This is a genomic window from Paenibacillus residui (assembly GCF_042677205.1).
Taxonomy (GTDB): Bacteria; Bacillota; Bacilli; order Paenibacillales; family NBRC-103111; genus Paenibacillus_L; species Paenibacillus_L residui.
Window position 1 is genome coordinate 61,647 of the sequence record NZ_JBHTIU010000074.1, and the last position, 19,845, is coordinate 81,491.

The window sequence follows — 19,845 nt, forward strand, 5'->3', positions numbered from 1 at the left end:
TAATCAACCTTTCATTCCTGTAGTGACGATTCCCTGCACTAATTGCTTCTGGAAAATAAGGAAAACGATCAGCACCGGAATCATTGTAATGACAGACATCGCCAGCAGGCTGCTCCAGTCTACGTTATATTCACCGATAAAGTTGGACAGCGCCAGCTGGATAGTGTATTTCTTCGGATCGCTGATAACGATTAACGGCCATAAGAAATCATCCCATCTCCACATGAAGGAGAAGATCGTCAACACAGCGAGAATCGGTTTGGCAATAGGTAGGATAATGCTCCGGTAAATTTTCCACTCCGAGGCTCCGTCCATTCTTGCCGCTTCAAGCAGATCATTAGGCACGGACAGCAGATACTGACGGATGAGGAACACCCCTGTAGGCGTAGCCGCCGGAGGAATAATAATTCCCCATAAGGAGTTGTACAATCCCAGCTTACTGATGACCGAGAAGATCGGAATCATGATGACCTCGAGCGGAATCATCAGCGTAGAGATAAAACCGACCAGAATCAGCGTATCCCCTTTAAATCTATACTTGGCCAGAGCGAATCCGGCCATGGAGTTAACCAGCAGCAGCAAAACGGTGGAAACGACGGTGACAAAAGCCGAGTTCATGAAATAAACGCCGAAATTTCCCTTATCGAAGGCTGCCTTGTAGTTCTCCAGAGTAAACACGCTGGGAAAGATTTGAGGCGGCCAGGCGTATAAGTCGTTATTGTTCTTAAATGAAGACAGCACCACCCACAGGACAGGAAACAGAAACAGCAGGGAAATGATGATGAGCGCAGTGTAAACGAATGCTTTGTTTGCCCCTTTCATCAGTCGATCGCCCCTCCTTTCCCGAGTTTAAACTGAAACACTGTGAAAATAGCGATAATGATAAACAGCACGACCGACATGGCACTGGCCAAGCCAAGCTCCTGGGCCGTAAATCCGGTTTGGTAGATATGCTGAACGACATAAGTCGTTTCGCGTCCCGGTCCGCCGCCGGTAAGCGCGAACATAAGCGGATAAGCCTTGAACGCATCAATCAGGGACAGCATCAGAACAAGCAGGCTCGTCGGCTTCAGCAGCGGCATAGTAATGCTGAGGAAGGAACGAATTTTGCCCGCTCCGTCCATCTTGGCCGCTTCATAGTAATCCTGCGGAATGCTTTGAAGACCCGCAATGAAGATAACCATGAAAAATCCTACTCTGGACCACAGCGTGGCCACGATAACCGATGCATTCGCATAGAAAGGATCGGTCAGCCAGCCGATAGGCGACATTCCCATCGATTCGAGGACATAGTTCGCAATCCCGAAACTGCCGCCGAGAATCCATTTCCAGGTGAGACCGACAATAATGAAGGAAATCATCGTCGGCCAATAAATAATCGCACGGAAAATTCCCTTTCCCTTCACCTGCTGAATAAGCAGAATGGCGATTCCTAGTGCGGCCGCAAACAGCAAAGGCACGACAAAAACGGCATAGACCGCAGTCCGGCGAAGAGCCGACCAAAATTCGGAATCCTGGAAAATATAAATATAGTTTTCCAGTCCGATGAAGTTCATCTTGTTAATCCCGTCGTAATCGGTAAACGAATAAATAAGCCCGAATAAGGCAGGAACGACGATGAACACTGTAAATATCACTAAGTTCGGCAGGACAAACAAATAGGGAGCGATCGTTTTTTTCCACTTTGGGTTTTTAGGCGCTCTGTATTCGTTAGAGCCGCCGGTGATGCTATCCGCCATAGCTCAAGCTCCTTTCCTAATGGGATAAAACAGGAGAGGCTGCCTCCAGTGCAGCCACTCTATGTTTTCCTTATACCGCTTACTTCCCTTCGATAGCTTTCGCAGCTTTCTCGGCTACTTTGTCCAACGCCTCCTGAGGAGTAAGCTTGCCGGTTAACGACTCGATGATATTGGTTTTCAAATCGTCCGTAAACTTCGTGATGACATCTTGTCTGGACCAGTCATTAGCCGCTTTGGGAGTGGTAGCCGCCAATTCTTCGGAGAAGATCTCGAAGAATTCCTTGCCGAATTCATAATCCAGCTTCGCACTGTCTTTGCGCGGGCTGATGAACAGAGATTCCTGATTGTACTTGCTGTTGATATCCTTGGAGGTCAGAAACTTGATGAATTCTGCCGCTTCTTTCTCCACTCCGGAATTTTGGAATGCCATCAAGTATTTACCGCCGGGAACCGAAGATCGTATTTCTTGTTTGGGCATATAGGTGACGCCCCATTCGAAATTATTAATATCCTTATAGTTGCTCAGCATCCAGTTTCCAGCCAGATGAACCCCTACCTGGCCTGTGCGGAACAGGTTGTTCGGATTTTCGCCGCCGATCCATACCGAATCCGGCATGATTCCGTCCGCGTGAAGCTTTTTAAAGTATTCCAAAGTTTTGACGGCATTCTCATCATTAATAAGCGTCTTGGTACCGTCTTCATTGAACACGCTGCCGCCAAATTGATACAGCATGGTGGACCAGCGATGCGGAGTTACGTCAACGACCATTCCGTATTTCGCTCCGCCTTTTTCCTGGACTTGCTTAAGAGCTTCTGCGAATTCATCCCAGGTCCATACATCATCCGGGGAAGACGGCACCTGAACACCCGCTTTGTCAAACAGCGTCTTGTTATAGATCATTCCGTTCGCCGTCACATCCATCGGTGCAGCGATGACTTTGTTATCGACAATGTAATACGGCTTGATGGAATCGATAAACTGGGAAGAAAACTCATCCGCTGTTCCGAGATATTCCGTTAAATCCAGAGCCTGGTTGGCAAACATTCCGGTATCCGATACACGGCTTAATGCGGGTGGTTTACCGCCGGAAATCATCGTTTTCAGCTTGGTTCCCAAATCTTTATAGGCTACTTCGATCAAATTGATTTTAACGTTTTCGTTCTGCGCCTCGTACTCTTTAATCAGCCCTTTCATGACCTCTCCCTCTACTCCGTCCGTAAACCAAACGAAATCAAGGGAAACTTTCTTGCCGCCTCCGGTAGAATCTTCTTTAGACCCGCCGCCGCATGCCGCAAGAGAAAACGCGAGAATGACAGACATAAGAAGGACTGCAGCTTGTTTCCATGTTTTTCTCATCATGACAACTCCCTTTTTAAAATAATAATTATTTAAGACCAGCCATTCCGACCAAAGAACGGCTGTGGCTTACACCGTAATGAATCGGCATTAACGGGATAATAATTTAATAATCGGGATTCGTATTCATATTCCGGTACGCTTGAGGACTGACGCCCAAATGCTGCTTGAACAGCCTGCTGAAATGGATCGGGCTGTTGAATCCGATCTGGTCGGATATTTGTCCGATAGGCAGATCGGTCGTCCTCAGCATTTTCTTGGCTTCATCCAGTCTTCTCTTGGAGAGATAGACATTGATCGTATAACCGGTCACTTCCTTGAAGCAGTGGCACATATAATATTTGTTCAGGTGCAGGGAGCCGGCAATCTGATCCAGTGACAGATTTTCCTGATAATGATCGTTGATGAAACGGAGGATCCGATGCACGTACATTTCCTTCTGCGTAGCATTAGGAACGACGAGGGCCGGGTCCATCTCTCTGGATTTGCGGTAAATATGCGTCAGCAATTGGGCCAGATAGGCCTGGACCATGAACCGATGCCCGGTCTTCTCCTTCTCCCTTTCCCAAACGATTTGGGTAAAAATAGACTCAATCTCTTCCTTCTCTTCCGCCCCCCAGCGAATCAACTTGCCGTTGACATTATTGAAAGGGGTTAACAATTTATCAAGAAGGTCCGCAGGCACCAACGATTCGAGATAGGACGGCAAAAAGTTGATGTAGCTGCGAACATACGGCACTTCAGTATCCGGATTGACGCGATGGAGAGTCTGCCCTTCAAAAATCAGCATATCTCCCGGCAGCAGTTGAAAAATATTGTCCCCAATAATATAGCTGGCCACTCCCTCAATAAAATAATAGATTTCATAGCCTTCATGAGAGTGCAGCGGCCAGGACGTTTGAATGCCCGATTCGCGGTTGCGGATATAAATTTTGTCTTTGGAAAGCGCCCGGTTGGTAGGTAAGTGGGTGTAGCTTTTCAAGATCCGTCCCTCCTTCACAACATAGGTTAACCGGAAGCCCGCCCATTTATTTGTGAACGCTTTCGACAATCAAATCTTAACATACGTTAAAAGCAAATAATTTTCATTTCTTGTTGAACTGTTAACATATCTTGCTTTCCCTCTCTCTGGCTAAAAAGACTACAAAAGCACCACTTTATTCCTATTTTTTCTATGAAAACGTTCAACTTTTCACAAAGTACGCCTTTTCAAGGTAAAAGTACCCAGATTTTTTTAACCAAATTTTGCTTCCGTCAACACAATATCAGTTTAGTCCCTTATCTTGATGACATAAAACCTATCTTGTTATCCCTAAGAGATAATTTCCCTGAAAAAATAGATACCGACCATTATCCCTTTCGTTCAGGATCTTTCACGTTGTGGGCCGTAATCCCTCTCGCAGCTCCCTTCCGGGCACTATCCCCTTCAGTCAGGTGTGTTCAAGAAGAAGCGCCGGGCTTATTCACGGTTTGAAACAATACAGATGGATGAAGTCAGTCGGATGGAACCCGGGTTACGGGGACATTTCTGAGCAAAGGGGATAACAGTCAGAAGCGCAAAGCAAACTGGGCATTCTTTCCGTATCCCGGAGAAGCGATGGAATCCCCGAAGCCTCAGTTTATGAAAAAAGGGCTGCCTCTAAGGTCAACAAGACCCGGGCCTCCCCTTCCATTCCATTAAAACCTCAAAAGCGCTTCATTATCAAACCGGCTGTCTCTTCAATGGCTTTGGCCGTCACATCGATAACGGGACAGCCCAGTTGTTCCATCACGCGGGCCGCGTGCTCCAGTTCATCCCAGATTCTTTCCATAGAGGCATACTTGGCTCCAAAGGGAAGCCCGACGGCTTGCAGCCTTTCCGTGCGGATTTTCAGCAGATGCTCCGGCTCCATAGTCAATCCGATGATTTTCTTCCGGTTGACATGATAGAGCTCCCTCGGCGGCTTGATTTCCGGGACGAGCGGAATATTCGCCGTTTTGTAGCCCTTGTATGCCAGGAAGATGCTGAGCGGAGTTTTGGAAGTCCGGGACACTCCGATCAGCACCACATCCGCATGGGTTAATGAATGCGTGTCCTTGCCATCGTCACATCGTACGGAAAATTCGATCGCTTCAATGTAACGGAAATAATCGTCGTTCATTTCATGCAGCAAACCGGGCTTGCGCTTGGGCGAACCGTTGAACGTATCGATATACGCCTGCATCATAGGCCCCATAATGTCAACGGCTCTTATTCCGAGACGAATCGCCTCGGCCCGCAGCATCTCTCTTAATTCCGGCTGTACCAGCGTGTAGACCACGAAACCGCCTGTGCTCGCCGCTTCCTCCATTACCGCCCTAATCTCATCCTCAGTCTGAATATGGCCGAACCTGCGAAGTCGTACAGATTGCGAGTCAAACTGCCGAATCGTGGCCCTCGCAACCGCTTCGGCCGTCTCGCCGACGGAATCGGAGCAAATATAGACTGTGTAGCTTTTACTCTCGTTCAATGATATTTCCTCCCTGCCGCGGACCTGGTCCGTACCATTGTCCGTAATTGAATGGTTCTACTCTCCCGCCATCCCCATGAATACTTTAGTTATGGTCGTTTTCGTAATCCGGCCCACAACTTCCTTACCATCCGGATGCTCTTCCTCGGACACGACCGGCAGCATGTCCACCTCATGAGAAATCAGCTTGCGGGCCGCATCCAGCACCGTATCTTCCGGAGTAACGGTGACGATATTCGGTTCCCTTGTCATAACAAGGCTGATGGGCATAGAAGCGGCGGCCGCATTGCCGAGAGTCACCTTGAGCAGATCTTTCCTGGAAACAACCCCGGCCAGCCGGCCGTTGTCATCCAGTACGGCAAGCCCGCCTACGTCCTCTGTAAACAGAGTGACCACCGCATCCTGAACCGTACTGGTATGCTGCACAACGACCGCCACCGCCTGAACATCTCTTACTTTCAATCCCAGAGTGCGGGCATAAGTTCGCGACGTTTCCGCGGCGAATGTCCCGAGAAAATAACCGACCTTAGGCTTGGCATCCAAATATCCAAGCATGACGAGCAGCGACAGATCAGAGCGGATGGTCGGTCTGCTCAAACCAAGCGCCTCGGCGATCTGCTCGCCTGTAATCGGTGCATGCCGCCGGACCAGCTCCACGATCTCCAACTGTCGGGTAGATAATTCGATGACGGCTCCCTCCTGACATCTAAGCAGGTTTCCCTGCGAATGATTTCCTTTAACAATCCCTATTATAACGTCATATTGCTGCCAATAAACTAAATATATCGTTTGTCGTGAACAAAGTAAACTCCGGTCAATTATTTTTTCTCCCTTGTCATTATTGGTAATTCACCTATTTCCTTCAGCCATACGAAACCAATGGACCGGATAAAAGCCATCCTAATTCGTAATTTAATAAAGCAAAATAAAATAATTGCACATATATATGATATATCATAAAATTATTTATGATGCATTACATAATTGACAACAAGGGAGAGAGAACGATGGAGAGAGAATTGGCATTGGAAATCGTGAGGGTAACGGAACTGGCCGCGCTGGCATCTGCCCGCTGGATGGGACGTGGAGATAAAATAAACGCAGACGCCGCAGCCACCGAAGCGATGAGAACGATGCTCGACTCGGTTTCCATACGGGGGACGGTCGTCATCGGCGAAGGGGAAATGGATGAGGCGCCAATGCTTTATATTGGAGAACGTGTCGGTAATCTTCAAGGACCGGAGGTGGACGTCGCCGTCGATCCGTTAGAAGGAACGGAGCTGGTGGCGAAAGGCCTGAACAATGCGCTTGCCGTCATTGCTGTTGCAGGGAAGGGCAATCTGCTGCATGCTCCCGATATGTACATGGACAAGCTTGCGGTAGGGCCTGCGCTTGCCGGTAAGGTAAGTCTCGATGACCCTATCGAGGCCACTCTGCGCACCGCTTCCTCAACACTGAACAAGCCGCTGTCCGATTTGACCGTAATGATTCTTGACCGACCCCGCCATCAGGAAATTATGAACACGCTGCGCCAGGTAGGAGTAAGAATTAAATGCCTGAGCGACGGCGATGTTGCCGGAGCGATGGCTCCCGCCTTCCCGGAATCCGGTATCGATCTGTATCTCGGATCGGGCGGCGCCCCTGAAGGAGTGCTTGCCGCCGCTGCGTTAAGCTGCCTGGGGGGTGAGCTGCAGGGAAGGCTGAAGCCTTCCGGAGAGCAGGAATATGAGCGCTGCATTCAAATGGGGCTGAAGGATCCCGTCCAAATCCTGACCATGAAGGATATGATTGGCGAGGAAGACGTTATCTTCGCTGCCACGGGGATTACTCCCGGCGAATTTCTGGGCGGGGTATCCTATTTGCCCGGACAGCGCGCAGAGACGCATTCCATTGTTATGAGGGTAAAGACGAGAACCATACGATTTATCAAGACGCTGCACTATTTACCGAATAAACCGTTTATCCATGCAGTGGAACAGGAGGAATAAGGAGGCCGGTCAATGACCGCCTCGCTGCCGTCAGCTTACGGAGGTCAACTTATTCATCACCCGAACGGGAAATCCGGTGGCTGACGGCGTAGGCGGCCAACTGAACGCGGTTGTCCAGACTGAGCTTCTCCAGCACATTCTTCACATGATTCTTAACCGTGTTCTCGGCAATCACCAGTTTGTCGGCGATTTGCTTGTTCGTGTCGCCTTCGGCAATGTAAGCGAGAATTTCCTTCTCCCTTGGGGTTAACAGGCTCGGCGGAGGGCCTTGAGACGGTTTCACCGCCTTAAATTGATAATATAATCTATCAGCCATTCGGCGGGCGGTTTCGGTATCCTCCTCCAGCAAAGCATGCAAATAATCGGCCCAATCCCCCGGGTCCATATTTTTCAATAAATATCCCTGGGCCCCGAACTGTATGGCCGTGAACAAGTCTGCGGCGGCGTCGGATACGCTCAGGATAACAATTTTAATGGCAGGATCCTGCGCCTTAATTCTCCGAGTCGCCTCTAGACCGTTCATCTCCGGCATATGGATGTCCATAAGCACCACGTTCGGCCGGAGCCGTTCGCAAGCTTCCACGGCCTCGATTCCGTTGGTTGCCTCACCTACGATGTCGAATGCCGGATCATCCTCCAGCAAAGTTCTTACCGCCTGCCTCGCTAACGGATGATCATCCGCTATGAGCACCCGATATTTATTCACTGCAGGTGGCCTCCTTTCTTGCAGGCTACGGTTAGCTCCGTCCCTGCTTTCGCTCCGTTGCCGATATGAAGAACGGCTCCTAATTGTTCCGCGCGCTGCTTGATCATCGAGAGTCCATATCTTCTATCCTGATCATTATTCGGCATAATGCCGATTCCATCATCCGCAATTTTAAGCACCCAGCCTTCTTTTTGTACGACCAACTGCGCTTCAGCGAGGCTGGCCCGCGCATGCTTGCGGATATTCGTAAACGCTTCCTGGATTATTCCAAATAACAAAACCTCTTCAGCGGAAGTAAACCGATGGCCGTTTAGCTCCATTTTCAAGCGAACCTCCACCCCGGTCACCATACTCCATTCATCGAGCCATTTCTCTACCCGATCTTCGAAGATAACCCCTTCTTCCGGCAAAGACCGCAGATTAAAGATCGCCTGACGCAAATCATTATTAATCCCGGAAATCATGGACCGCGCTTCCTCAAGCTGGCCCTTCTGCAGCTTTACGTTGAGAAAAAATAACGTTTGCGCGATATTATCGTGCAGCTCCGTAGCCAGCCGTTCTCTTTCTTCGTAGACGGCCCGTTTCGCCTGTTCTTCCGCCAGTCTCTTGTTCGTCATTTCAATATGCCGGAACATCCAGGTCGCGAACAGATAGAACAGAATCAGAGTCATGACGGTAATATAAACGTTACCGGCTTCCATCGTAAGAACATCCAGCAGGAATTCGTGGCGGATAAATTCGAATCCTCCGATAATCAGAGTCGGCAGCAGAATGGTAAACCATTTATAAACGGGATACTTCACTTTGTGATCCACACTTCCTTTGATGTTCTTTGACTGCCCCAAGGAAACGGCTGTCGCCGACCTTTGGACAGGCGCGTTAACCGATGAAATATAAGAACAGGTAATAAGGCGAAACTTATACCTTTCTATATATTTGAACCAATGCTTCCGCTCCCGGTCAGCGGATATGCCCGTAGAAAAAAACCTGCTCCTTGGATAAGGAACAGGAAGTTCTTCCTACTTTTATATTGTAAACTTAGACAGCGAATCTTTCAACGAGTTAGACAGCTCTTCAAGCTTTTCAGAGAGCTTGACCAGCTCATCGCTGACATTAAGCTGTTCATTGCTTAGAGATGCCACTTCTTCAGAAGTAGCGGAGGATTCTTCGGAAACGGCGCTGACATTCGTCATAGCTTCATGCAGAACAACCTGTGATTCCTCCAGCGTCTGGATGGAGTCGGTTACTGCGGATAATTGCTCCACGAATGCTCCCATCTGCTCCTGCACCTTCTGGAAGATCAGCTCCGCATCTTTAACCGATTCTATCTGCTCCTGGAACACCGGATAAGCCTCGGACAGAACAGACACCGTTTCATCTATTTCGCCTTGGATTTTCTCCGTAATCTCTCCTACGACTTCAATAGACTGCTTGGACTGATCCGCCAGCTTGCGGATTTCGTCGGCGACAACCATGAATCCTTTGCCTGCCGCGCCGGCCCGTGCCGCTTCAATCGTAGCGTTCAACGAGAGAATGTTGGTCTGTCTCGTCAAGTTCTGAAGCACATCCAATATTTTTCGAATGGAGCTGGTGCTTTCCTTAAGCTTGTCCACCTTCTCGACCATGGAGCGGGTCATCTTCTCCGTAAGGTTCGTCTTGTTGGTCAGTTCACCCATGTAAGCCGTTCCCTGCTCGCTTGCCTGATGAACCTCAGCCGCAGCAGATCCCATCTCGACATTGGCGGCCACCACTTGCTTCATCTGAATGCCGATCTCCTGAGTAAGACCGTTCCCCTTCTCCGCTTCCATGGCCAGGCTCGAAGCACCGTTAGCAATTTCCTCCGTTGCGATAGCGATCTCTCTTGCGGAGGTCGCTGTCTGCTTCGAGGAATGGAGAAGGACGCGGGCCGTATCCAATACATCGGCGGCAGACTGGTTCGTCTGTTGAACAAGACGAGTAATCTGCTCCATCATTTGGTTGAAGCTTGTCGAAACCTCGCCGATCTCGTCTTTACCGGAATGCTTGATTCTCACAGTCAAGTTCCCTTGTGCCCCTTGACTCATGAGATCCCGCAGATGAGACAGAGGTTTGCCGATCATCCGAACGACATACATTCCGATCAGGACAGCAACCACTACCGAAACGATGACCATAATTAGAGTAATGTTCGATATTTGGTTCGTGTCTTTGACCAGCCCGGCCAACGGGGAGTTGGTAACAACAGCCCAGCCGGTAGCATTCATCTTCTTATAGACGATTAAATGCTCTTCCCCGTTATAAACCTCTTTCTTGGACACGGAGCTTGCATATGCCGAGTTGTTGTCCGTCGTATCAATCTCGAATACCTCTCCGATTTGATCAATATCCTCGACGCTGACCAACCGGTTCTGGTTATCCACGATAACCGCTTCCCCTCCGGCAGTTGCAATGTTCGCTATGCCGGAGTTCAGTACGTTGACACGGATTTCAGCGAGAATGACGTATTCTTTGGAGAGCAGCCTCGATATGCCGAAGACGGTATCCCCGCCTACATATCCGTATCTCTTGGTGGGCAGCCATACGGGAACTCCGCCGCCTTCGATCGTTTCCTTAAACCATTCTTCATTTACGATTTCGGCCCTGTTAATTGTGCTGAGGGACCCGCTGCCCAGCATCCGGCCTTCTCCCGTCGGAATCAAATAAATTCCGTACATCATGTTGTTGGAATTGATAAGCGTATTCAAGCGCTGCTGAATCTTGTTGATTAAATCATAAGTGGTGTAGTCTTCAGTGGATTGAACGTTGATCATCTGCAAATTTCTCAAAAATTCACTGTCGGCAAAAAGCTGGGTCGTCACATCCATAATATTCTGAAAGATCAGATCCAGCTTATCCGTCGCCTGCTCAACGGTCTGCTCGCTTGCCTGGGACACTTTGTTCTCGATAATGTCTTTGGACAAGTTATAGGAAAATATACCTAGTGACACTACCGGCACCAGAATGCTGAAGAAGAAAATGAGAAACAGCTTCATTCCTACGGATTTGCCCGGGCTTTTCAGCTTTATATTTTTCCAGGAAAAAGAGCGACCATCTTGAGAAATAGGTCTTTGGTTGCGTGAAAACAGCTTCTTAAATGGGTTTTTCGAAAGTTTCAAAGACAGCCACCATCCTATTTAAGTCTTGATGACTATTTTCTCGGCATTTCGACCCATTTTTTTTAGTCTTTTTTAAAAATTAACCGTCCATTTTTTTCCGCATCATATCCAAAGGTTGAACCGGGCTGTCCACTTTAAGCTTTACAATCTGCAAAGGATGCCGGGCCGCAGTCAGCGGTTGACCTTCCTCGTCCCAAATCTCGCCGATGATTTGCTTGAAAGCCGTGCCGTTCGGGCCGAAGAATTCAACCTCCTGCCCCGGCTTGAAATGATTCCTTTGCTGGATTACGGCCATACCGGTGCTCTCATCATATTCCATAACCATGCCGGCGAATTCATATGGAATCAGCTTCTCTTCAGGCCCGAAAATATGATCCTCATGATCCGGGGCATCGAAGAAAAATCCCGTATTCAACGGCCGGTTCGCGGCCTTGTGAATTTCATCCAGCCATTCCTGCTTAAGCTCATACCGCTCGGGATCCGCCAGATAGCTGTCTATCGCCTGGCGATAAACGTTCACAACGGTAGCTACGTAATGGATGCTCTTCATTCTTCCTTCGATCTTGAAGCTCTCCACCCCGGACTCGATCATCTCGGGAATATATTCAAGCATGCACAGATCCTTGGACCCCATTGTAAATTTGTCATCCTCCGGTTCAAATAAAGGGGAGTCCTCGCTGCCTACAAACAAATCGTATTTCCAGCGGCAGGATTGGCAGCAGCCCCCGCGGTTCGAATCCCGGTCGGTAAAATGGTTGGACAGCACACAGCGGCCGGAATAAGAGCTGCACATGGCCCCGTGGATGAAGGTTTCAATTTCGATGTCCACCTGTTTTTTGATTTCTTTAATTTCGGCCATGCTGACTTCCCGCGCCAGAACAACCCGGTCGACCCCGTTGTCCTTCCAAAATTGTACCGCCTGCCAGTTCATGGTCGACTGCTGTGTGCTCAGATGAATTTCCAGCTTCGGCGCCACCCGGCGGCAAGTTTCGATAATTGCCGGATCAGCGACAATAATGGCGGCAATACCTATGTCTTGGAGAGTCCGCAAATAATCCTCCAGTCCCTCCAAGTCCTCATTATGGGCATAAATATTCGTAGCCACGAACACTTTGGCCCCGTAGCGGGAGGCAAACTGGACGCCTTCCCGCATTTCCTCGAATGTAAAATTGTCCGCATTCGAACGAAGCCCGTATTTCTGTCCGCCTATATAAACCGCATCCGCACCGTAATGAACCGCAAATTTCAGCTTCTCCAAATTGCCTGCCGGCGCCAGCAGCTCCGGTCGGGCAAGCGTCCGCTTTTGTCCTTCAGACGTTTCCAATTGCACTGACATCATATCACCTCAATAAACCTGTTCTTTGTAGAAAAATCCGAAAGAAAGCTCCCTGCCGGCCGGCTGAATCTTCTCTATCGCTTCCAGCCACTCCGGATTAAATTCATAAGCGGACGGATCAGCCGCATAAGCATCAATCGCCTGCCGGTAGGCTCTAACGGCCGTTACGTTATATTCCAGAGGCTTGAGCAAGCCTTCTATCTTGAAGCTATCGATGCCGGCAGCCAGAAGCTCGTGTAAATCCTCCAGCATACAGATGTCATCGGAGCTCATAATGTGGGTACCGTTGCAATCCTCATACACGGGGTATTTCTCCTCCTGCCGTTCCACCTCGATAAGGAATAATCCCTGATCCTTGCCGTGGTCAGACGGATTTGGAGCCAGCCCCTGATGCTTCCGGTAATTGGAGACCATTTCCCGCTTCGAATGGAAAATGTTCGTCATCCCGTGAACCTGAACCTGAACCTCCATCTTCACATTTTGCTTGACCGCCAAAACTTCCTCCAGATTCAACTCCCGGGCAAGAATGACACGGGTAGCCCCTTTGCCCGCCCAATAGTTGGCCGTCACATAGTTGGTCGCCGTCATTTCCGGATTCCAGTGCAGGGGCATTTCGACACCGGCCTGCTTCAGAGCCATCAAGACGGCCGGATCTCCGAATACTAGAGCGTCCGCTCCGATCCGGGCGACTTCCTTAACGTAGGCCGGCAATTCCGGCAATACGTCATTGTTCATTATGTTGTTGGCCACCACATAGACCTTGGCTTGCTTGGAATGGGCCAATCGGACAGCTTGCTCCAGCATCGGAAGATCGAAGTCTCCCGGCAGCCGCATTCCGTATCTCTGCTCGCCAAGCTGCACCGCGTCGGCCCCTGCATCGATCAATCTCTCCATTTCCTCCAGTGTTCCTGCCGTAACCAGCAGCTCCGGTTTGGTCATTGTCTTTCCCTCCTGCCGTTCCAACGAATTAGCCATCTTCCTGGCTTCAACTTATTGTTCAAGAATTACTGCTTCTCGCTCTCTTCCTTATTCTTCAAATGCTCGGAATAGGTTTCGGCGAACAGATGGCGCTGGGAGCCATCCTTTTTAGTCACATAGTACAAGTACTTCGTTTCCTGCGGATACAGCGCAGCTTCAATAGAAGACAAGCTGGGGCTGGCGATCGGCCCAGGCGGCAATCCTGCATTCTCATAGGTATTATAGGGACTGTCCACCTCTAAATCCTTGTAGTACAGCCTTTCTTTAGGCTTGTCCAGCGCGTACTGGACCGTAGCGTCGATTTGCAGCTTCATCCCTTGCTGAATCCGATTATAAATGACTCCGGCCACCAAAGGACGCTCGTCCTCCACGGCTACCTCCCGTTCGATTAGCGACGCGAGAGTAAGCAATTGATGGAAGGATAATCCGCGTTCCTTCATGACGTTCTGCCAATCAGGAGGCAGCTTAGCCAGCTTCCGGTTCCATTCGTCTACCATACGTACAATAATATCCTTGGGGGTGCTGTCCAGCTTAAGCTCATAGGTTTCGGGGAACAAATATCCTTCCAGCCGATACTTCACATTTGGATCTTCGGGAAGCGAATCGAGCCAAGGGGATTGGACTGCGGACGGATCCTGCGCGATTTGAATAAATTCCTCCGCATCAACAAAACCTTGCTCACTCAATCGCTCCGCGATTTGTCGAATGGTGAAGCCCTCCGGAATGGTAAAACGCATCATCTCTTCCTTAACGATATCCCCCGAATTTAACTTCGCGATAATCTGATCGAAGGTCATCCCGGGACTCATTTCATATTCTCCGGCCTGGAACCGCAGCCCTTCCTTCTTATATCTCAAATAACCTATAAATACCCACTGATTCCGTATGATTCCCTCCTGCTCCAGCATTTCGGCAATTTGCTTGGAGCCCGATCCCGGCTGGATAGTAACGCGCGCGGTTTCGCCGTTGGAGGCTGTCGGCTTCATGCCATTGACAATATATAGGGCAATCAAAGTAACCAGGACGGCCAGCAGCAAGAAGAAAATAAGAAGCACTGCAGGCCAACGCCTTTTTTTGCCGAGAGCGGCACCATGATTTCTATCGTTCTTTAATTGATCGTTCACTAAAACCCTCCCATAATCCGTCAAAATAAAATCCATAGCATTTTGTTCAGAGGACCATAAATCGTTTGCAGATCCCCCATAAATGCATCATTAAATAACCCCACAAAGTGACGTATGCCTTCGAAGCGTATTCCGTCCGCACTCCAACGGAGTCGGCGTCTAAACCTTCCTCTAAACGCGGTCGCTCTTCCTGACTTTGCTTCGATTAAGGTTTATACAGTACTTTGCGGGGAGCCCCGGAACTTATAAATCAGAAAAAGAGCGGCTTCCGCCGCCCTTTTTATCCTAGCATATTCTAAAAAAATGTTCTACCCGCCCGCTAGTCGAAGTCTGCAGTCATTTCATCATAGATTTCGGATACGGTTTCCCATTCTTCATCATCCAGAATCGTTTCCAATTCAGGGGCTCCTGCAGCATTACGGGTAATACGAAACACCGATTCCGCCTCATCCTTCTGCGGTTCGGCCGGCGCCAGGACAGCATATTCATTCGGCCCGAGAGAAAATTCAGCGAGAAGCACGTAAGTACGCGAGGATTCCTCATCCTCCAACACCACTTCATCACCGAAGGTTGTCTTCAATACATCAATGGGCTTAGCGTCTTTCAATTGGTAGATTGGCATTACCGATCATTGGCCTCTTTATCGCCATCATCATCGTCTTCATCGTCGTCTTCCATCTCATCCATGAGTGTATTGAAGGTCTCTTCAACGATGTTCCACTCTTCTTCATCGTCGATCGTATACAGCTTCAAATCGTCACCGTCTTCCTCATAACGGAAAGCATACACCTCATCGGTCTCATCGTCATCGGCTTCCACGGGAACGACCATCATATACTTTTTGTCCGAGCCGTCGACTTCAAATTTCATGATGACCTCAAATTCTTCCTCGTTTCCTTCTTCATCTGGAATGTAGATGATTTCCGGTTCGTCCAAATGCATCTCATCGTTCGCCATTGTACAACCTCACCTTCTCTTATTAGAATCCAAATAGCCTTGCAATATTAGGGAGGCGGCCATCTTGTCGATGACTTGCCTCCTTTTTTTACGACTGACGTCTGCCTCCAGCAATGCTCTTTCAGCAGACACGGTCGTCAATCGTTCATCCCAAAGGTGAACGGGGAGTCCAAATTTAGTTTGCAATAATTGCGCAAATTCCATACTCAGCTCCCCGCGAGGACCGATTGTGTTGTTCATATTTTTCGGCAGGCCGACGACAATTTCCTCCACACCATGCTCGCGGATAATTTCTCCCAGCCTTGCCAAATCGGCGGCTTTGTTCGTGCGGCGGATAACCTCCAGGCCTTGGGCCGTCCAGCCTAACTCATCGCTCAAAGCAACGCCGATGGTCCTGTCTCCGTAGTCCAAACCCATCCATTTCATCAACTAGTCTCCCGTCTTGCTAATCGAAAAAAGACATTTCCTTCGATATTTTATTATTTGCGCTTCTTTCCCTGCAAATAATATCGAACCAATTCCTCAATCAATTCATCTCGTTCCCGTTTGCGGATCAGGCTCCTGGCGTTATTATGTCTAGGGATATAAGCCGGATCTCCGGACAGCAAGTATCCCACGATCTGGTTGATCGGGTTGTAGCCTTTTTCCTGCAGAGCGTCGTATACGGCAATCATAACCTCTTCCGGCGATGTCTCAATCCCGTCGGCTTTGACATTAAACTTCATTGTTTTATCCATGGAATTCATGACCGCACCTCCTTGAGAGTTCTGCCCGTTAGGCAAAACCTGCTTCATACCCTATTCCTTATTAGTCCGATGCCAGCGCCTAACCCGCCTGCGCACCTCTAACGCAGGACCGATCGTCCTGCGCCGGAGGTCTGCAATGGCCGACAACCTTTCATCTAACTGATATATTCTCTGCCTGTGTCGATAATTCCTCTTTTAACAGACAAATTTTCTCAGAATCCCCTATCGTGATGCCCTTATGGGCTAAATTGCCCATTAAGCCATACGCTTGATTAGCTCGGGAACTTGTCTTATGGCTTCCTCCAGCTTGGACGGATCTTTCCCTCCCGCCTGAGCCATGTCGGGACGGCCGCCTCCGCCTCCGCCGCAGATCGCCGCCGCTTCCTTGACAATCTTGCCGGCGTGGTAGCCTTTCCCCACCAGATCAGGAGTTACGGCTGCGACAAGATTCACCTTGCCGTCTACAGCCGCGCCCAGCACGATAATACCGGATTCCAGTTTCGTCTTCAATTCATCAACGATTGTCCGTAGAGAATCCATATCCCCTGCATCCACTCTAGAGGCCAATACAGGCACACCATCGACCTCCTGCAGCCGATCCGTCAAACTGCCCGCCTCAAGGTGGCTCAGCTTGCCGCGCAGGGACTCTATCTCCTTATTCAGCTCACGAACCTGGCCGAGCATGGAGTCGATCCTGCGGGGGACATCGCTAATCCCCGACTTCAGCATCGCTGCGGATTGTCTAAGAAGATCAAGCTGCTGCTCCAAATATTCATAAGCATAACGGCCGGTTACCGCCTCTACCCGGCGTACACCGGACCCTATTCCGCTTTCGCTCACAATCTTGAACAACCCGATTTCCGCCGTGCTCCCTACGTGGCAGCCTCCGCACAGCTCAATGCTGTAATCCCCGATCCGGACGACCCGCACAATGTCGCCATACTTCTCTCCGAATAGAGCCATAGCCCCCATCGCTTTAGCTTCCGCGATCGGCATGAGGGAGATGTCCAGGCCGGTCCGGTTCCATATTTGCCGGTTAACCCGAACCTCGATGTCCTGCAGTTCCTCAGGGCTGATTCCGCCAAAATGGGAGAAGTCGAAGCGCAGACGTTCCGGAGCGACCAGGGAGCCGGCCTGATTGACATGCTCGCCGAGCACATCCTTCAAAGCTTGGTGCAGCAGGTGGGTCGCTGTGTGATTCTTAATGATATCATCGCGCTTGATCCGGTCTACGACAGCTTCTACCGTATCCCCGGCGCGCAGAGTTCCTTGCTCCACCTTGACCGTCATAACATGCTGTCCATGCGGGGCTTTGCTTACGTCCTCGACCTTGGCCTTCGCCTGTGCTCCCGTCAGCATTCCCGTGTCGCTAATCTGTCCCCCTGACTCGGCATAGAATGGCGTCCGGTCCAGAACGACCTGACAGATATCGCCTTCGTTTGCCTCTTCCGCCATTTGCCCTTCTCTTACGATCGCAATCACTTTAGCAGTTGTTACCAACTCATTATAACCAACAAACTCGCTTTTATCCGTGAAATCGGCCAGCGGACCGCCTTGAACCTTCATGCTGTCGTTGTCCTGACGGGCAGCCCGTGCCCGCTCCCGCTGAGCCTCCATCGCCTGCTCGAATCCTTCGCGGTCGACATCCAGTCCGTGCTCCTGAGCGAAGTCCTCGGTCAAATCGAGCGGGAAGCCGTAAGTATCGTACAGCTTGAACGCATCCGCACCGCCAATCCGGCCCGATCCGTCCTGCTTGGCCTTGTCGGTCAGACCGGCAAGAATCGCCAGACCGTCGGATAACGTTTCGTGGAACCGCTCTTCCTCCGTACGAATGACTTTGTCTATGAACTCGGCCTTGTCCGTCACTTCGTTGTAATACACGCCCATGACCTTCCCGACAACGGGCACAAGACGGTAGAGGAAAGGCTGATTGATTCCCAGTACTTTACCATAACGGACTGCGCGGCGCAGCAGCCTGCGGATAACATAACCCCGGCCCTCGTTGGAAGGCAGGACACCATCCCCGACAGCGAACACGACCGTCCGAATGTGATCCGCTATCACCTTCAGTGCAACATCCTGTTCCTCGTTATCCTTATAACGGACGCCGGCAATCTCGCTGATTTGCTCGATGATCGGCACGAACAGGTCGGTGTCAAAATTGGAATCGACATTTTGCAGGATGGAAGCGAACCGCTCCAATCCGGCGCCGGTATCGATATTTTTATTCGGCAGAGGAGTGTAGCTGCCGTCCTTATTGTGATTGAACTGGGAGAATACAAGGTTCCATACTTCCAGGAAGCGCTCATTCTCTCCGCCGGGCCAGCATTCCGGGTCGCTGAGATCGCCGTAAGCATCGCCGCGGTCGTAGAAAATCTCGGTACATGGACCGCAAGGGCCTTCTCCTATATCCCAGAAATTGTCCTCTACCTTGTAAATCCGTTCTTCCGGCAAGCCGATTTTATTCTTCCACAGATCGAAAGCTTCCTGGTCCTCCGGATATACGGTTACGGATAGACGTTCCGGGTCAAAGCCTATCCACTTGGGATCGGTCAGAAACTCCCATGCCCACGTTATCGCTTCTACCTTAAAATAATCGCCTATCGAGAAGTTCCCCAGCATCTCAAAAAACGTATGGTGTCTGCGGGTCTTGCCCACATTTTCGATATCGTTCGTGCGGATACATTTCTGCGCATTCGCTATCCGCGGATTCTCCGGCTTCACACGGCCGTCGAAATAAGGCTTGAGCGGGGCCATCCCGGCGTTAATCCACAGCAAGGATGGATCGTTATGGGGAACGAGCGGGGAGCTCGGTTCGATTTTATGTCCTTTCTCCGCAAAAAAATCAAGCCATTTTTGACGAATTTCACTAGCTTTCATCCATACCTTCCTCCATTATCAATATATCAATATTAAAAAACTCCGTTGGGGTCCGTTCCGGTTAGGGCGAACAATGGGAAAATCAAATTTTCCACCGCTTCTGATGATGCCGCTTGACGAACTGGTGACGCTTTTCCGACTTGGATGTTTAACTGGATTTTATACAGCTAGATTGCTCCTCTGGAGCAAAAGACGGAAACTAAGTGGAAAAACTACAGCTAGTTTGTGCAAAAAAGGCGTTTTCGGCCAAAAACCTCGATTCTAAATGCAGTTTTTCCATTTACTTTAATCGCTTTCCACCATTCGCTTGAAATTACCTGCATAAATTACAGTTAATCGTCTTTACCAACTTCATGATTCAATACACTTATACTTTCTAATGCGGTAAAACAAAAAACGCCCCTTCATTCA

At 49.8% G+C, this 19,845-nt stretch carries 18 protein-coding genes; 1 reads left to right on the forward strand and 17 read right to left on the reverse strand.

The window, feature by feature from the left end; all coding sequences use genetic code 11:
• Positions 1-3 precede the first annotated feature (3 nt).
• The 6 genes from ACFQ03_RS18550 to ACFQ03_RS18575 form a co-directional block, all read right to left on the reverse strand.
• The gene (locus ACFQ03_RS18550) at positions 4-822 is read right to left on the reverse strand and encodes a carbohydrate ABC transporter permease (protein WP_144933892.1); all 819 of its coding nucleotides are present in this window, start codon (positions 820-822) and stop codon (positions 4-6) included.
• On the reverse strand, positions 822-1,739 hold the full coding sequence (locus ACFQ03_RS18555) for a carbohydrate ABC transporter permease (RefSeq protein ID WP_150959174.1): 918 nt from the start codon (positions 1,737-1,739) through the stop codon (positions 822-824). The genes ACFQ03_RS18550 and ACFQ03_RS18555 overlap by 1 nt, the downstream gene beginning before the upstream one ends.
• A gap of 79 nt (positions 1,740-1,818) precedes the next feature.
• A complete protein-coding gene (locus ACFQ03_RS18560; RefSeq protein ID WP_150959173.1) occupies positions 1,819-3,096 on the reverse strand; it encodes an ABC transporter substrate-binding protein in 1,278 nt (425 codons plus the stop codon).
• Positions 3,097-3,202: 106 nt separating this feature from the next.
• On the reverse strand, positions 3,203-4,078 hold the full coding sequence (locus tag ACFQ03_RS18565; protein WP_144933886.1) for a helix-turn-helix transcriptional regulator: 876 nt from the start codon (positions 4,076-4,078) through the stop codon (positions 3,203-3,205).
• Positions 4,079-4,781: 703 nt separating this feature from the next.
• A complete protein-coding gene (locus tag ACFQ03_RS18570) occupies positions 4,782-5,585 on the reverse strand; it encodes a pyruvate, water dikinase regulatory protein (RefSeq protein ID WP_144933884.1) in 804 nt (267 codons plus the stop codon).
• Between the two features lie 57 nt (positions 5,586-5,642).
• A complete protein-coding gene (locus ACFQ03_RS18575) occupies positions 5,643-6,299 on the reverse strand; it encodes a helix-turn-helix transcriptional regulator (RefSeq protein WP_144933882.1) in 657 nt (218 codons plus the stop codon).
• 293 nt (positions 6,300-6,592) lie between these two features.
• Here ACFQ03_RS18575 and glpX point away from each other — a divergent pair, with 293 nt between their 5' ends.
• Positions 6,593-7,573 carry a class II fructose-bisphosphatase gene (gene glpX, locus ACFQ03_RS18580; RefSeq protein ID WP_144933880.1) on the forward strand — a complete coding sequence of 327 codons (981 nt, stop codon included), beginning with the start codon at positions 6,593-6,595 and terminating at the stop codon, positions 7,571-7,573.
• A gap of 49 nt (positions 7,574-7,622) precedes the next feature.
• Here glpX and ACFQ03_RS18585 read toward each other — a convergent pair whose 3' ends face one another.
• The 11 genes from ACFQ03_RS18585 to alaS all read right to left on the reverse strand — a co-directional run bounded on the left by ACFQ03_RS18585 (position 7,623) and on the right by alaS (position 19,434).
• Positions 7,623-8,279, reverse strand: coding sequence for a response regulator (locus ACFQ03_RS18585; protein ID WP_144933878.1), 657 nt, complete (start codon positions 8,277-8,279; stop codon positions 7,623-7,625).
• Complete coding sequence (locus ACFQ03_RS18590) at positions 8,276-9,082, reverse strand: sensor histidine kinase (protein ID WP_191964284.1); 807 nt, start codon at positions 9,080-9,082, stop codon at positions 8,276-8,278. Before ACFQ03_RS18590 ends, ACFQ03_RS18585 begins: the two co-directional genes overlap by 4 nt.
• A gap of 222 nt (positions 9,083-9,304) precedes the next feature.
• Complete coding sequence (locus ACFQ03_RS18595) at positions 9,305-11,413, reverse strand: methyl-accepting chemotaxis protein (protein ID WP_379290068.1); 2,109 nt, start codon at positions 11,411-11,413, stop codon at positions 9,305-9,307.
• Positions 11,414-11,492: 79 nt separating this feature from the next.
• Positions 11,493-12,749 carry a peptidase U32 family protein gene (locus ACFQ03_RS18600; protein WP_144933874.1) on the reverse strand — a complete coding sequence of 419 codons (1,257 nt, stop codon included), beginning with the start codon at positions 12,747-12,749 and terminating at the stop codon, positions 11,493-11,495.
• 9 nt (positions 12,750-12,758) lie between these two features.
• Positions 12,759-13,688 carry a peptidase U32 family protein gene (locus tag ACFQ03_RS18605; protein WP_144933872.1) on the reverse strand — a complete coding sequence of 310 codons (930 nt, stop codon included), beginning with the start codon at positions 13,686-13,688 and terminating at the stop codon, positions 12,759-12,761.
• 65 nt (positions 13,689-13,753) lie between these two features.
• Complete coding sequence (gene mltG / locus ACFQ03_RS18610) at positions 13,754-14,782, reverse strand: endolytic transglycosylase MltG (protein WP_144933870.1); 1,029 nt, start codon at positions 14,780-14,782, stop codon at positions 13,754-13,756.
• 388 nt (positions 14,783-15,170) lie between these two features.
• Complete coding sequence (locus tag ACFQ03_RS18615; RefSeq protein ID WP_379290071.1) at positions 15,171-15,473, reverse strand: DUF1292 domain-containing protein; 303 nt, start codon at positions 15,471-15,473, stop codon at positions 15,171-15,173.
• On the reverse strand, positions 15,473-15,808 hold the full coding sequence (locus ACFQ03_RS18620; protein WP_379290073.1) for a DUF1292 domain-containing protein: 336 nt from the start codon (positions 15,806-15,808) through the stop codon (positions 15,473-15,475). Before ACFQ03_RS18620 ends, ACFQ03_RS18615 begins: the two co-directional genes overlap by 1 nt.
• Before the next feature lie 9 nt (positions 15,809-15,817).
• Positions 15,818-16,234 carry a Holliday junction resolvase RuvX gene (ruvX, locus tag ACFQ03_RS18625; RefSeq protein ID WP_144936092.1) on the reverse strand — a complete coding sequence of 139 codons (417 nt, stop codon included), beginning with the start codon at positions 16,232-16,234 and terminating at the stop codon, positions 15,818-15,820.
• Positions 16,235-16,287: 53 nt separating this feature from the next.
• Complete coding sequence (locus ACFQ03_RS18630) at positions 16,288-16,554, reverse strand: IreB family regulatory phosphoprotein (RefSeq protein WP_144936089.1); 267 nt, start codon at positions 16,552-16,554, stop codon at positions 16,288-16,290.
• 255 nt (positions 16,555-16,809) lie between these two features.
• Entirely contained in the window at positions 16,810-19,434 is a 2,625-nt protein-coding gene (gene alaS / locus ACFQ03_RS18635) for an alanine--tRNA ligase (RefSeq protein WP_379290076.1), read from the reverse strand.
• Positions 19,435-19,845 lie beyond the last annotated feature (411 nt).